The 13,324-nt window shown below is 68.4% G+C and carries 13 protein-coding genes and 2 pseudogenes; 5 read left to right on the top strand and 10 right to left on the bottom strand.

What is annotated here, in order from left to right; translation table 11 throughout:
- Window positions 1-102: 102 nt before the first annotated feature.
- The 8 genes and pseudogenes from ACWEVO_RS13550 to ACWEVO_RS13585 all read right to left on the bottom strand — a co-directional run bounded on the left by ACWEVO_RS13550 (window position 103) and on the right by ACWEVO_RS13585 (window position 7,656).
- On the bottom strand, window positions 103-756 hold the full coding sequence (locus ACWEVO_RS13550; protein WP_452307840.1) for a nucleotidyl transferase AbiEii/AbiGii toxin family protein: 654 nt from the start codon (window positions 754-756) through the stop codon (window positions 103-105).
- Between the two features lie 2 nt (window positions 757-758).
- The gene (locus ACWEVO_RS13555) at window positions 759-1,112 is read right to left on the bottom strand and encodes a hypothetical protein (RefSeq protein WP_452307841.1); all 354 of its coding nucleotides are present in this window, start codon (window positions 1,110-1,112) and stop codon (window positions 759-761) included.
- Window positions 1,113-1,288: 176 nt separating this feature from the next.
- Entirely contained in the window at window positions 1,289-2,197 is a 909-nt protein-coding gene (locus ACWEVO_RS13560; RefSeq protein ID WP_452307842.1) for a hypothetical protein, read from the bottom strand.
- 516 nt (window positions 2,198-2,713) lie between these two features.
- The gene (locus ACWEVO_RS13565; RefSeq protein WP_452307843.1) at window positions 2,714-3,724 is read right to left on the bottom strand and encodes a mechanosensitive ion channel family protein; all 1,011 of its coding nucleotides are present in this window, start codon (window positions 3,722-3,724) and stop codon (window positions 2,714-2,716) included.
- Window positions 3,725-3,772: 48 nt separating this feature from the next.
- Window positions 3,773-4,045, bottom strand: a pseudogene (locus tag ACWEVO_RS13570) (cytochrome ubiquinol oxidase subunit I); the annotation flags it as partial.
- A gap of 200 nt (window positions 4,046-4,245) precedes the next feature.
- Window positions 4,246-5,421 carry a zinc-dependent alcohol dehydrogenase gene (locus ACWEVO_RS13575; protein WP_452307844.1) on the bottom strand — a complete coding sequence of 392 codons (1,176 nt, stop codon included), beginning with the start codon at window positions 5,419-5,421 and terminating at the stop codon, window positions 4,246-4,248.
- Between the two features lie 11 nt (window positions 5,422-5,432).
- Window positions 5,433-6,380: an SRPBCC family protein gene (locus ACWEVO_RS13580; RefSeq protein WP_452307845.1), complete on the bottom strand. Its 948-nt coding sequence runs from the start codon at window positions 6,378-6,380 to the stop codon at window positions 5,433-5,435.
- Between the two features lie 118 nt (window positions 6,381-6,498).
- Window positions 6,499-7,656 carry a glutathione-independent formaldehyde dehydrogenase gene (locus ACWEVO_RS13585; RefSeq protein ID WP_452307846.1) on the bottom strand — a complete coding sequence of 386 codons (1,158 nt, stop codon included), beginning with the start codon at window positions 7,654-7,656 and terminating at the stop codon, window positions 6,499-6,501.
- Between the two features lie 164 nt (window positions 7,657-7,820).
- Here ACWEVO_RS13585 and ACWEVO_RS13590 point away from each other — a divergent pair, with 164 nt between their 5' ends.
- Together ACWEVO_RS13590 and ACWEVO_RS13595 are read left to right on the top strand one after the other, a co-directional pair.
- Window positions 7,821-8,504 carry a TMEM175 family protein gene (locus ACWEVO_RS13590; protein WP_452307847.1) on the top strand — a complete coding sequence of 228 codons (684 nt, stop codon included), beginning with the start codon at window positions 7,821-7,823 and terminating at the stop codon, window positions 8,502-8,504.
- Between the two features lie 73 nt (window positions 8,505-8,577).
- Window positions 8,578-8,985, top strand: a complete 408-nt coding sequence (locus tag ACWEVO_RS13595) for a DUF2267 domain-containing protein (RefSeq protein ID WP_452307848.1) — start codon at window positions 8,578-8,580, stop codon at window positions 8,983-8,985.
- A 761-nt stretch (window positions 8,986-9,746) separates the two neighbouring features.
- On the opposite strand, the gene ACWEVO_RS13600 is transcribed toward ACWEVO_RS13595, so the two are convergent.
- Window positions 9,747-10,589, bottom strand: coding sequence for an aldo/keto reductase (locus ACWEVO_RS13600; RefSeq protein ID WP_452307849.1), 843 nt, complete (start codon window positions 10,587-10,589; stop codon window positions 9,747-9,749).
- Window positions 10,590-10,833: 244 nt separating this feature from the next.
- Between ACWEVO_RS13600 and ACWEVO_RS13605 the strand changes: the two genes are divergently transcribed.
- Window positions 10,834-11,415 (top strand): type 1 glutamine amidotransferase domain-containing protein, encoded by a 582-nt coding sequence (locus tag ACWEVO_RS13605; protein ID WP_452307850.1) that lies wholly within the window; start codon window positions 10,834-10,836, stop codon window positions 11,413-11,415.
- 213 nt (window positions 11,416-11,628) lie between these two features.
- On the opposite strand, the pseudogene ACWEVO_RS13610 reads toward ACWEVO_RS13605, so the two are convergent.
- Window positions 11,629-12,308: pseudogene (locus tag ACWEVO_RS13610) on the bottom strand (cytochrome d ubiquinol oxidase subunit II).
- Between ACWEVO_RS13610 and ACWEVO_RS13615 the strand changes: the two are divergent.
- On the top strand, window positions 12,244-12,432 hold the full coding sequence (locus tag ACWEVO_RS13615) for a hypothetical protein (protein WP_452307852.1): 189 nt from the start codon (window positions 12,244-12,246) through the stop codon (window positions 12,430-12,432). The pseudogene ACWEVO_RS13610 and the gene ACWEVO_RS13615 overlap by 65 nt on opposite strands.
- A gap of 282 nt (window positions 12,433-12,714) precedes the next feature.
- Window positions 12,715-13,209 carry a hypothetical protein gene (locus tag ACWEVO_RS13620; protein WP_452307851.1) on the top strand — a complete coding sequence of 165 codons (495 nt, stop codon included), beginning with the start codon at window positions 12,715-12,717 and terminating at the stop codon, window positions 13,207-13,209.
- The last annotated feature ends 115 nt before the right edge of the window (window positions 13,210-13,324 follow it).

The raw sequence follows: 13,324 nt of genomic DNA on the forward strand, positions 1-13,324 counted from the left end.
GGGTCACGACGGCGATCCCGCCGCAACCGGTCCACCAGTACGGTCAGCCCGTTCTCGTCGCACGCTCTCACCGGTACATCACACCAGAACGCCCGCGAGGACCTAGGGCAGGTTGCCCGTGAGTTCTTCGCGCCACCGTGCGAAGCGTTTGCGCATCTCATTGATGTGAGCTGGGTCGGCTCCGTAGGCGGCGAACCGTCGGTCCGGGTACCGCTCCAACATGCCGAACAGGTCTGCCAGGATGCGCCGGTCGAACCCCGCGTCGGACTGTTCGGCCAGCTCGCACAGCCGCGTCCGGGTGTAGCGGCCGGTCATGAGGGCCGCGTCGATGTCCAGGAAATCTCGGGGCTCGGCTCGCGTGTACAGGGCGGACATCTTGCCCGCGACGACGTCGTCGGCGTGCAGCACCGGCCCGACGTCCATCAAGACCGGCGGCAACGCACGCCAGTTGGCCGCCAGCTCGACCTTGTACGGATGGGCAGGTTGAGCGGGATCGATGACCGCGAGCCGGGCGAAGGTGTCAAACTGCTGCGTCACCTCGACGGAATACCCGCCGTCGCGGTAGCCGTCGACTACCGCGTCCACTGCTGTGGCGAACTCGCCACGGCGCTCCCACGCCGTGAACAGGTCGATGTCCTCGCTCGGGCGGTCGAGGATGCCGTGGGCCTGTACGGCGTAGCCACCGGCCAACGCGAACCCGTAGCGGGCAGCGACCCGCAGCCCGATCTCCGCCAAGCGGAGGTGAACCTGATCCACCCTTACCCGGCCAGCGTCTGCGGCGGCGTGCTCAGCTCGGGAAATCGTGCCTGCCACAACGCCCGCAGCCGTGCCGGGAGCCACAAGCTGGGCCACAAACGGCGCAAGGTCGGGGCGTGCAACCATCGGCGCAAGTCGTCGACCGAATTGGCCTGGTTCAGCACCGTCTGGTACATCAGCTGCAGATCACCGGCGTCGTCCAAGTCGTAGGTGCTGTCGCCGGACCAGTCCAGCCACCGATCGAGCGTCACCACACCGCGAACCGGACCGCGCAGGTCGGACAGGGTGGCGGCGACCACAAAGTGCCGCTGGTCCACATACCGTGACCCAGGCGGTGCGCCATTGCCGCTGGCCATGTCTCTACCTCCCGCCCAGATCGTACGTCTGAGCGGCATCGCCGGCTGGCACAACATCGACCTGCCGGCCATCTGATCTCCCGGGATCGGCCTGCGGCCTGATGATCATCGCTGGAAAGGACGAACACATGCGTGCCGATCCGCACTAACCGTCGCAGGAATACGGCGGCCGTCGGTCAGGTCTGCGGCGGTTGCCCCTGCGGTCCTACCAGCCGCGCCGTGACCTGCCTCAGTGGCTGGCTATTGTTGACAATCTTCTTCATCGTCTGCCACGCCGCTCGGGCCGGAGATCCACCCAGCACGCCCCCGACACCCCCGCCGCCAGCCGCCGCCGCAGGGTCCTGAGCCAGTTGCTGGGTGGTCTGTCCGAGCTGCTGGGTGGTCTGCCCGAGTTGTTGACCGACCTGCTGGGTGGCCTGCTGCAGCGTCTGCGACAGCGGCCCATTGGGCCCCAGCGCCTCCTGCGCCGTCTGCCCGACGTGGTCGAGCGTCCGCGCAAGCGGTCCCTGCGGCCCGAGCACCTGCTGAGCCGTCTGCCCGACCTGGTTCACGGCGGTGTCCACCGTCTTCGCCAGCGACTCGATGATCTGCGGGTTGCGCTCGATGGTGCGGAGGGCGCTGTCGAGAATGCCCCGGACCTCCTCGAGCCGAACCTCGAGCATCGCCTCAGCCTCAACGCCCTTGATATCGATCTTCACCGTGCCGAGATGCGCCTGAACGCCCACGTCGAGCTGGAGCAGGCTACCCAGCCGGGCTCGCAGTGAGACGGAGGCGTCCAGGTTGTCGACCTCGACGTAGATCTGTTCGACCTTGACCTGTGGGATCTGGAGGACGACGTCCGGATCTGACATCGTTTTGCTGCTGTGCCCGCCAGCCGGCTGAGGAAGGCCGCGCTCACCACGCTGTGGGGCGGCGAGGTGTTTGCCCGGCGGCTCGGCACCCGTTGGGCCGCTGGCGGGACCGAGGTTCTGGTGCCGACCGGCGACTTCCGGGCCCTCCTCAGCGTCGCGCTGTCGATCGACCTGCTCGCGCGGTTGCGCGGGCGACTCCGGTGCGCCCGTGTCCCGGCTCTCCGGTTCGGCCATTCCGCACTCCTCGGGCCTTGCCTAGCATGCGGACCGGATGGAGCCCGACATCGGTATGTGACTCCGATCCTCGGCCCACCCCCTCGGACCGGGTCGCGGTCTACCCATGTGCCGAGGCATCAAACGGTTCAGGGGTGCGGCCGAAGAGACGGCGGATCAGCACGAGCCGGACCCCGGGTGAGATCCGTGCTGATAGTGGTCACGGACACGGCAGATCCGGAGCGGAGGCGGAGCTATCGCGGCGACGGGCCTCATCCGCGGTTCCCGGCTGCGTACCGGGGCGATGCGCCGGGGCCGTTCCGTGAGGGCGAGTATCGCAGTCGCATCTCCGAGGTCTACCTGATGCCGTCTTGAACGAGCACCTGCGCCAGCACGGCGGGGCGCTGACCGGCACCGACAAGCAGGCCGAAGAGCAGGGCCAAGGAGCCCGTCGAGGGCGAGCCGGAGGTGTGGCACCTGCTGCCCGCCGCCGCCGGACCCGCGCTGACCGACAACCGGTAAGTGCGCCCAGAGCGCTCACGGTTTGTACTCACTGCGGGTGCGGGGCAGCCACTGCGGGTGATGATCGCGCACGTAGCGGATGAGGCCTTCCCGCAGGTCGCAGCGCAGATCCCAGGCGCTTGCCCCATCGGCGGCCGAGGCTTGAACCTCAATCTTGGCGCCCTGAGCGTTGACGTCGATCATCTGTAGCACCCATCGGTTCCGGTCCCACAGGGGAGACGCTTCGACGAGTCGCCGCGCTTCCTCGCGCAGGTCGTCCAGATCGGCCGTGTGATCCAACTCGATCTCGACCCTGCCGATCACCCGCGTCTCGTGCTGTGTCCAGTTCTGAAACGGGCGATCGGTGAAGTAGCTGCTCGGCAGGATGAGCATCCGCTCGTCCCAGAGCCGGATGACCACGTGGGTCAGCTTCACCTCTTCGACCCGGCCCCATTCGTCGTCGACAACCAGCACGTCGCCGATGTGCAGGCTGTCCGAGAAGGCCACCTGGACACCGGCGAAGGCGTTGGCCAGCGCGGACCGGGCGGACAGACCGATCAGCGCCCCGACCACGCCGGCCGAGCCCAGCAAGGAGATTCCGAACGTCCGGATGGGTGGGAAGGTGGTCAGGATCAGGCCGATGGCCACGATCGTCACCACGACCGAGGTGAGACGCCGCACCGGGCGGATCTGGGTCCGGGCCCGGCGGATGCGGCGGCTCCTGACCGCCTCCGGCGGCAGCCGGCTGAACGTGACGCCCTCGCCGACGTGCATGGCCTTGGTGATCAGCCAGGCGACGCTGGCGATCAGGAGGATCAGGACGACGTGTCGAACCTCCCGGTGTGGGAGGCGGAGCCTGGTCGGCAGCGCCAGGTAGAGCGCCGTGAGGACGATCACCGCGATCGCCGGCCGACGGCAGGCTCGGTGGACCGGTTCCAGAACCCACTGGTAACGGCGGGGGGCCATCCGGTGGATCAGCAGGCCGGTCACCAGGTCGAGCACGGCGGCAACTGACAGCGCGCCAAGGATGATCAACGCCAGGCGCATCTCGTTCCGTTCATCGCGCTTGAGTGGCCCCTCGGGCGCCGTTCATCCCTGGTCGTTCTTCGGGGGGCGGGAGGACTGCATGCCCGGGCGAGCCAGCTCGGCCCGCATGAGCAGCGCCTCGATCCCAGCGACGATGAAGAAGAACGACGAGATGAGGTAGAGCAGGCCGATCTGCTTGGCATCGGTGGTGCTTTACAGCTTGATCCGTTTGTTGCCCCGCAGCGCCGCTCGCGCCGGACCGGGAAAGCCGCCGAACCCCGCCGGTGCCAGGATCGCGGGCTGACGGTCCTGGCGAAGCTCGGCGCTTGTCTGGTTGGCCATCCTTACCCCGCTACGCGGCGAAACCGGATCACTCACCGACCCTACTTGTGCGGCGCAGACGGGGGTCGCGTCTCGGCCGAAACCACTCTTCCGCGTAGTGCTGGGGCAGCCACGCGGCCGGCAACCGCTCACACCGCACGCAAATGCATATCGTCGTCGCCCCCAGCAGAGTGATCCGGAGGCGACGACGAGGCGAACCGCTACGCCTTGAGCACCACCTTGACGCAGTCCTCCTGCTTGTTCTTGAAGATGTCGTAGCCGCGGGGAGCATCGTCCAGTTTCATGGTGTGGGTGATGATGAAGCTCGGGTCGATCTCGCCCTTGCGGATGCGTTCCAGCAGCGGCCGCATGTAGCGCTGTACGTGCGCCTGTCCCGACCGCATGGTCAGGGAGCGGTTCATGAACGACCCCATCGGGAACTTGTCGATGAACCCGCCGTACGCGCCGATCGCCGAGATGGTCCCGCCGTTACGGCAGCTCAGCACCGCCTCCCGGAGCGCGTGTGGGCGGTCCGTCTCCACCTTCATCGCCTGCTTGGCCCGGTCGTAGGCGTGCAGCGCAGCGGACGGGTGATGCCCCTCCATGCCGACCGCGTCGATGCAGGCGTCCGGCCCGCGGCCGGCCGTCATGTCCCGCAGCGCGTCCATGACGTCGGTCTCCTCGTAGTTGATCGTCTCCGCGCCCGCCTTCGTCCGCGCCATCTGCAGCCGGTACGCGAACCGGTCGATGACGATGACCCGTTCCGCCCCGAGCAGGTACGCGCTGACGGCGGCGAACTGGCCGACCGGCCCGGCACCCCAGATGGCGACGATGTCCCCGGGTTTGATGTCGCACATCTCCGCGGCCATGTACCCGGTCGGCAGGACGTCGGACAGGAACAGCACCTTCTCGTCCGGCAGGTCGTCCTCGATCTTCAGGGCACCGACATCGGCGAAGGGCACCCGCACGTACTGGGCCTGGCCCCCCGCGTATCCACCCATCAGATGGGAGTAGCCGTAGATGCCGGCCGGGGCGTGACCCATCGCCACCTCGGCTATCGCGGCATTCGGGTTGGAGTTCTCACAGATGGAGTACAGGCCCCGTTGACAGGACATGCAGTTGCCGCAGGCGATCGGGAACCCGACCACCACGCGGTCGCCGATGCTCAGCCCGTCCCGTACGCCGCGGCCGAGCTCCACGATCTCACCCATGAATTCATGCCCGAGGATGTCGCCCCTTCTCATGGCCGGGATGAAACCGTCGAGCAGGTGCAGGTCAGAGCCGCAGATTGCCGCCGAGCTCACCCGAACCACGGCGTCGCGAGGGTTGAGGATCTGCGGGTCGGAAACCTCTTCGACCGCCACGTTGTTCGGGGCGATCCAGCAGTTGGCTCTCATCGATCTCCTCCTCAACCGACCCGCGGCGTCGCCAGCGGCCGCGCCGGCCGCTGCTTCGCCTGCTGCTGCATGCTGGTGCCCTGTGGGCTACCGTCCGAGCGCACGATCTCACCCGTCTCGATCACCTGCTTGAACCGCCGCAGGTCGTCGCAGACCTGCTGCTGGGGGTCCTCGCCGAAGACCTTCGCGACCATGGCCCCGAGCTTGCCCCCCGGCACCGAGTACTCGAGCTCGACCCGCACCTCCGTGCCGTGGCCACCGGCCGCGCGCATGAAGCGCACGCATCCGGAGTTCGGCACGGTCGCGCCCTCGGTCGAGCGCCACCTGATCAACTCGTTGGGCCGGTCCTCGACGACCTCCGCGTCCCACTGCACGCTCCGCCCGGCCGGGGCCTTCGCTGTCCAGTGCGACTGCCGGACCCCGGTCATCCGCACCGACTGGAGGTGGTACATGAAGCGAGGCAGGTTCTCGAAGTCGTGCCAGAACCGGTACGCCTCCTCTATGCTTCGGTTGATCGTCACCGCGCCATGTACCCGGTTGCGCCCTGTCACCCGGCCGCCCCGCGTCGTCCGTAGCGCCGTGTAGAGGTCGACGACGGTGATCCCGGCGAGCGCGCCGGTGGTGTACATCAGGCGCCGCCGTCGTTCCCCCTTGCGGCGGCTCATGGCCCGACCGGAGGCCGCCAGGTCCATGATGTCCCCGGCGACCCGCGTCCACGTCCCCCACCCGGCCCGGCGGGGGATCAGCAGTGCGGCGGCGTGGCCCAGCTCCCGTACGCCGGCGACCCGCAGCACTGTCCGTGCCGTGCGGGAGTCGTCGACGCCGCACAGCCGGCTGAGCCTCGGCGTCGCGGCGATGGCGGCCGCGCCGAGGCCGAGACTGAACCAACCCAGCACCCGGGCTGTGCCTTGTGATCGGCGGTCAGGAGTTTCCCGCTCGATGCCCAGGGCGTCGGTCACCGACCGGACACCCATCGTGCTCTTCCGACCCATCTCATCCCCATCTCAGTCCGACCGACGACGTCTTCGGTGTTGGCCCGGCGCAGGCTTCCCGTAACCGCGGGGTTCACGCACCGAGTCAGCGGCGACCGTCGGGGTGCAGCAGCACCTTCGTCCAGCCATCCACCCGGCGGTCGAAGTTCTCGTATCCCTGCGGCGCCTCGTCCAGCTTCAGCTCATGGGACACGATGAACGAGGGTTTCGCCTTGCCACCCGCGATGAGATTCATCAGCTGGCGGTTGTAGTTCTTGACGTTGCACTGGCCGGTGCCCATGCTCTGCCCCTTGAACCAGAACATGCCGAAGTCGAACGGCACCTTGCCCTGCTTCTGCAGAGGGTCCGGGCCGCCCGGGTCCTGCGGTGTGAAGACGCCGACCACACCCAGCGTTCCGCCGAACTTCACCGACTGCACCAGGTTGTTCACCGACATTCCGGAGTGCTCCTGGCCCTGGGGGTCGTGCGCCTGGTAACCCACGCACTCGCAGCCCCGGTCCGCGCCCATCCCACCGGTCAGCTCCTTGATCTGGTCCACCGGCGATGCCTTGGAGTCGTCGATCGGGACGGCACCGATCTGTTCAGCCAGGCGCAGCCGGTCGGGGTGGCGGTCGACCACCATCACCTTGCCGGCTCCCTTGATGTTGGCGGACATGGCGGCCATCAGGCCGACCGGACCGCCGCCGTAGATCGCCACACTGTCACCTGGCTGCACGCAGGCGAGCTGGGTCGCGTGCCAGCCGGTGGGGAAGATGTCGGCGAGCATCACGTAGTCGCGCTGCCGCTGCAGGTCGCGGGCGTCCGGCGGCAGGACCAGGCAGTTGAAATCGGCCCACGGCACCCGGAGCAACTCCGCTTGGCCGCCGCTGTACGGCCCCATGTCCGCGTAGCCGTAGGCGGCACCGGCCATACCGGGCGCCGGGTTGGCCACGAGACAGAACGCGGTGAGCCCCTTGTTGCAGTTCTCGCAGAAGCCACACGAGACGTTGAAGGGCAGGCAAACCATGTCCCCGACCTTCACGAGATCGACGCCGTCGCCGACCTCGATCACCTCGCCGAGGTTCTCGTGCCCGAGCACCCGGCCCTGCTGCATGTCCGTGCGTCCGTCGTACATGTGCAGGTCAGAGCCGCAGATGTTGGTCGTGGTGATCCGGACGAGAGCGTCGGTCGGTCGCTCTATCCGGGCGTCCGGCACCTCCTTCACGCTCACCGTCTTCGGTCCGTCGTAGACGACAGCCTTCATTCGTGGCCCCCCGTGATGCCGGCTTTCCGAGATGCCAGGAACTCCTGGCACCCAGATTGTGACCCTCCGCTACGCCGCCTAAATCATGATCCGCACTATTGATTCGCATCTGGGGCGGCGGTGGCCGGCTGTTTGCCGCGGACGCCCCTGGGTAGGCGCGCTCGGTGAGCGGGCCAGAAACGGAGCTCGGCACCCGGTCGGACACCAGCCGTGCCGTGGCGTTCAGCGACGCCATCTTCGCCATCATCATCACGCTGCTGGTCCTGGACCTCCGGGTGCCGGATGTCCCGCCCGGCCGCCTCCTGTCCGGACTGCTCAGCCAGTGGCCGGCGTACGTCGCGTATCTCGCGTCCTACTCGTACGTGGCCGTCGTCTGGCTCAACCACAAGGCGGCGTTCAACCGCATCCAGCAGATCGATCGCGGCCTGCACTGGATGAACCTGTTCGTGCTGTTCACCACGGCGCTGCTGCCGTTTCCGACCATTGTCGTCTCGCACGCGCTGCAGGAGCACGACAACGCGGACCAGCGGGTGGCCATCGCCTTCTACGCGTTGATCGGCGCGTTGCTGTGCGCGACTTGGCTGGCGTTCTACCACTACCTGGCCCGACACCCCGACCTGCTGAAGGAGCAGGTCAGGGACGGGTTCTTCCACGTCGAGCGGTTGCGGGCCCTCGCCGGGGTTGTTCTGTACGTCCTGGCGGGGGTGCTCGGCTACCTGGTGACGCCCCTGGTCGGCCTCGTCATCTTCCTCCTCCTGCCCGCCTTCTACGCCATCACCAGCGCCGGCCTGTACCAGTTTCGGGTGACCCGCCGGATCACCCACCGCCCTCCGCCACCCCGCGGCTGAGGGCGTGCGAACCGCCGTTTCACCCCGGCGGGCGCGGGTACCCGCCGCAATCCGGTTGGAGAGGGGATCCCAGGTGAACTACACCGAGTTCATCCAGTCCGTGGCAGCGAGACCGAAGGTTCCGCCGGGGCAGGCGGAACCGATCACCCGAGCCACGCTCGAGACGTTGGCAGAAAGGATCACTGGCGGCCAGGCGAGGGACCTCGCCTCCCAGCTCCCTGAGGAGCTGCGAGGCCTGGTGGACAGGCCCACTGAAGATCCGGAACGGTTCGGGCTCGCCGAATTTTTCGAACGGGTGCAATCACGGGCTGGGGTGGATCGCCAGGTGGCCACCGACGCAGCACGGGCGGTGCTGGATACCCTTCGTGAGTCGGCCAGCGCGAAGGAGTACGGAGACCTTGTCGACCAGTTGCCCCAGGAGTTCTGGCAGCTGACCGGGCCGGGGACGGGACAGCTCCAGCCCCGCCGGGTCGGCACCTAGCTACGGCCTGTTTCATAACTCGGTGGAGTTGTGAGACAGCGCCCTTCTCGGGCGTCCCTGCCTCGCCCCGGGTGGGGTGGGTACGGTTCCTGCGTCATCGGGGCCGGTTTCGCCCGCGCGTGTGCGTGGGCCAGAGCGTCGCTGATTAGCTTTGGGATCCTGGGTCGGTTTGGGTTTCCGGGATCGTTTCCCACCTGGGTGGGGTCGCGTGGGCGTGGAGGTGGAATCCTGCGCCCAGGGCGGCTCCGGTGGCCGGTGGCCGGTGGTGGGTGTGCTGATCGTGGTCTCGCTCTGGTGCCGGTGGGCTGTGCGGGGCAGCCGTGTTCGTTGGTGCGTGTTCCTCCGGACGCTTGCCCGCCCGGCCCTGCTGGGGCCGGGTGGGGGAGGGTGCCCTGCGTCGCCGGGGGCGCGGGGCGTGGTGGCTTGTGTCGGGTGGGGCCGGTCTTCGACCGCGTGGGTGTCGTTTTGGTTTGATGCGGGGCGGTGGGGGGTCTGCGCCGGCGAGTGCTGTCGCGTGGCGGTCGTGTGCGTGCTGGCCGGGTCCGGGAGTGGTGAGGTTGGTGGCGGGTGAGCCGGGCAACCTCGCGGGACAGGCGGCGCTGACGCGCCACACCGCGGCCCGTGGCCGGCCGTCGAACCGCAGGACCTCGTCGGCGAGTGCTGCGGCGCCTCCACGAAACCCGGCACCCACCCCCTCCAACGGCGGATCGCCGAGCGATGCGGACTTGGACCGGTGCCGTCCGCCGAAACGGTCGGTGACGCTACAACATCTCAAGCGGTTGCGGGCCGGATGGCGGCGGGAACGCCGCGTCGAGTGCCGCCAAGTCCTCCTCAGTGAGATACAGGTCGCGCGCTTCCGCGTTCTCCCGGGTGTGTTCGGGCTTCGACGACCGGGGGATGGCCGCAACGCTCCCCTGCCGCAGCAGCCAGGCCAGCGCCACCTGAGCGGGCGTGGCCTCGTGCCGGGCGGCGATCTCCGCGACCTGGGAGTGGCCGAGCAGTCGGCCCTGCTCGATGGGTGAGTACGCCATCACCGGGATTTGGTGCTCGCGTAGCCACGGCAGCAGGTCGTACTCGGGACCGCGGCGGGTGAGGTTGTACAGGATCTGATTGGTCGCACAGGAGTTCCCGCCCGCCTCGAGTAGCTCCGTCATGTCGGAAAGATCGAAGTTGCTTACGCCCCACTGCCCGATGTCACCGGCGTCGACGAGTTCGGCGAACGCCTCGATCGTCTCCGAGAGTGGATGCGTGCCGCGCCAGTGCAGTAGGTAAAGGTCGATGTGGTCGACGCCGAGTCGTTGCAGGCTGCTGCGGCAGGCATGAACGGTTCCCCGACGGCTGGCGTTGGACGGCAGCACCTTGTCGACCAGAAAGACGTCGGCGCGTCGTCCGATGATCGCCTCGCCGACGAGTTCCTCGGAAGCACCGTCACCGTACATCTCCGCAGTGTCGATCATGGTCATGCCCAGGTCGAGCCCTGTGCGTAGGGCGGCGATCTCGTCCCGCCGCCTCGCGGGGCGCTCGCCCAGGTACCAGGTTCCCTGGCCGAGCACGGGCATCGTCTGTCCGGACGGCAGTTCGATCGCGGCGGCAGCGAGGGTCATGTGGCAACCTTTCCGGAGCCTGGGTACCAGTGGGTTGCGCGGGTTACCCGCTGCGACAGGCAGCACACCCTCGTACCGCGACCCTTCTCCGCGCAGGCCCCTCGCTGTGCAGCGGGGATCCGGCCGGATTGTCCGCCCTCGAGCGGCGTTCGCTGGCCTGTTTGCTGGTGCCCCCACCGGGAAGGCGACCGCGAGCGAGCAATGTGCCGCCGACGGGGCGGCGCCGCGAAGGGAGTTCACAGAAATGGCGCAGAGCCAGCAGCCACTGACCGGCAAGCGGGTCGCTTGCCTCGCCGCCGACGGCGTTGAGGACGTGGAGTACACCCAGTCCCGGGCCGCCGCGGAGCAGGCGGGGGCCGAGGTCCACCTGATCTCCTTGAACTCTGGCGAGATCCAGTCAATGAACCAGGACATCAATCCGGCCAACCGCTATCGAGTGGACCGGACCGTGAACGAGGCCAATGCGGCCGACTACGATGCCCTGTTGCTGCCGGGCGGGACGGTCAACCCTGACCGGCTCCGGATGAACCAGCAGGCGATGGACTTCGTCCGGGCGTTCTTCCAGCAACAGAAGCCGGTGGCGGCGATCTGCCACGGCCCCTGGTCGTTGGTCGAGACCGGAATCGTCAACGGCCGGACCGTCACTTCGTTCCCCAGCCTGCGCACCGACATCCGCAACGCGGGCGGGAACTGGGTGGACCAACAGGTGCAGGTCGACAACGGCTTGGTCACCAGCCGCAGCCCCAGCGACCTTCCGGCCTTCTGCGCCAAGATGGTCGAGGAGTTCGCCGAGGGCAAACATGTCCGCCAGATGGCGACAGCCTGACCCGGTGCCGGGGCTCCAGGCCCTGAGGATCACCCCAGCCCGGAGCCCCGACCCGGCGGGTATCCCCGCCAGCCGGATCTGGCGCCGCTTGCGCCGAGCAGCAACCCTGGCTCCGCACCCGGCGCGGAAGTCGTACCGTGCCGGCGTGGACGTTGGATTGGCCCCACCTGATTCTTCCCGTCTTGACACGAAGCTGCCGACGCGTGAACTGAGTCAGGCGGTGTCCAGACGACCGCGTTGGTGCAGGACGAACAGCAGCGCCATGGCCGGCACGACGAGCAGGAGCGCCGCGGCGGCGACGAGGGTGAGCGACGCCAGGGTGGCGTCGGGAGCGGCGGCCTCGTCGATGCGTAGGTGGGTGCCTAGCAGGTACGGGTACTGCGCGACGGCCCAGCCGACCACCACTGTGCCGGCCGCGCTGACGGCGAGCGCCTGCAGCACCCTGGGTGCCGCGCGGTGCAGCAGTGCGATGCTGGCCAGCCCGCATGCCGCGGAGACCAGCACGAGGAGCAGGCCGCGGCCGGTCAGCCCGGAGAACAAGCGCCCGGCGTCGGCGTGCAGGATGGCGATGCCCGCCAGCGCTACGGCGCCGGTCGCCACGGCGCTCGCCTGGGCCTGACGGCGGAACCAGCGCTCCTGGCGGGCGTTTGCGTGGGTACGGGCTTCGGCGGTGAGGAACACCGCGGCGACGAACGCGCACACCCGATCGCGAGCACCCCGCCGAGCAGGGATGTCGGGTTGACCCAGCTCGTCACGGGGTTGCCGTGTCCGTGGGCGGGCACCCGCCCGGAGGCGATTCCACCGGCGACCGTGCCGAGGAAGAATGGCGTGAGCACCGACGAGGTGGCGAACGCCGCGCCGGTCGCCCGCTGCTGGTCGGTCTTCACCACCACCTTCCGAAAGGCGAACCCGCTGCCGCGGACCACGATGCCCAGCGCGGCGACATCCTCCACCAGCACAGCAGTGATCCCGACCCCAGCGTGCAACGAATCGCCGGTACGGAACTTGCTCGGTTGACCGATACCGCCGCAGGTTGATCCTGAGCGCCGACTGAGCGGACGGTCTACGTGCGACGGTGTACGTACCGCAATGACGCCGGACATATGCGGGCCCTCGCCATGAACATCGTCGCCGGAGGAAGACGTCGACCAGGTGGAGCGATCCTGCAGGACGGGGAAACGCCTCGCGCGGAACACCTGCCGGCGGTACGAGATGGCGGCGGTCATGCGCTCCAGGTGACGGCGCGGAAACAGCACCGGCGTCGCGCGGGTTGTCTCGTGCGACGCCAGTCGCAGCAGCGTGAGACGGCATCATCGCGCCTCCCGGCTCGTGGTCACCCACGGCTACCCTGATCATCTCGTCGACATGATCAGGAGGCATCTCCGAGTGGGCATCATTCAGCGAAGTGCGACCCTCGCGCTCAGCACGACGGCCGCGCTGGCGGCGTCGGTCGGCCTGAGCAGCCCCGCCATGGCGGCGTCCACGCCCTACGAGGCCTGCGGGGGAGGCAGTAACCGCGTCATCGACAGCCACTCCTACGGCTCCAGCGCGGTCACCTACCTGTTCTACGACGGCAGCACCAACTGCGTCGTGACCTGGAAGACCGGAGCGGCGGGCAACAGTGCGTGGGTACGAGCGGTTGTGCAGGCGTACGGCTCGCCCGGGAAGGTCGACTCTGGCTACTACCACTACTACGCCGGCCCGGTCAAGGTCTATGCGCCGGGTAAGTGCATCATGTGGGGCGGCTCCTACGACAGCCAGTGGTACGAGAGCCCGTTCGAGCACTGCGGCTGACCCCGGACGACGCGCAGGGGCCCGGGCGGAATGCCCGGGCCTCTGCCCGTGTCCGTCGTCGAGCGTCGCCCGCTGAGGAGGTCGCTCAGGAGGGCGGCGGTGGCCCGCCGGTGGG

It is taken from the genome of Micromonospora sp. NPDC003776 (assembly GCF_053605645.1).

Bases quoted from the DNA above. Each gene is read 5' to 3' on its own strand.
- ACWEVO_RS13555 (WP_452307841.1), bottom strand. From the start codon at position 1,112: ATGGCCAGCGGCAATGGCGCACCGCCTGGGTCACGGTATGTGGACCAG.
- ACWEVO_RS13560 (WP_452307842.1), bottom strand. From the start codon at position 2,197: ATGGCCGAACCGGAGAGCCGGGACACGGGCGCACCGGAGTCGCCCGCG.
- ACWEVO_RS13565 (WP_452307843.1), bottom strand. From the start codon at position 3,724: ATGCGCCTGGCGTTGATCATCCTTGGCGCGCTGTCAGTTGCCGCCGTG.
- ACWEVO_RS13575 (WP_452307844.1), bottom strand. From the start codon at position 5,421: ATGAGAGCCAACTGCTGGATCGCCCCGAACAACGTGGCGGTCGAAGAG.
- ACWEVO_RS13585 (WP_452307846.1), bottom strand. From the start codon at position 7,656: ATGAAGGCTGTCGTCTACGACGGACCGAAGACGGTGAGCGTGAAGGAG.
- ACWEVO_RS13600 (WP_452307849.1), bottom strand. From the start codon at position 10,589: ATGACCCTCGCTGCCGCCGCGATCGAACTGCCGTCCGGACAGACGATG.
- ACWEVO_RS13605 (WP_452307850.1), top strand. From the start codon at position 10,834: ATGGCGCAGAGCCAGCAGCCACTGACCGGCAAGCGGGTCGCTTGCCTC.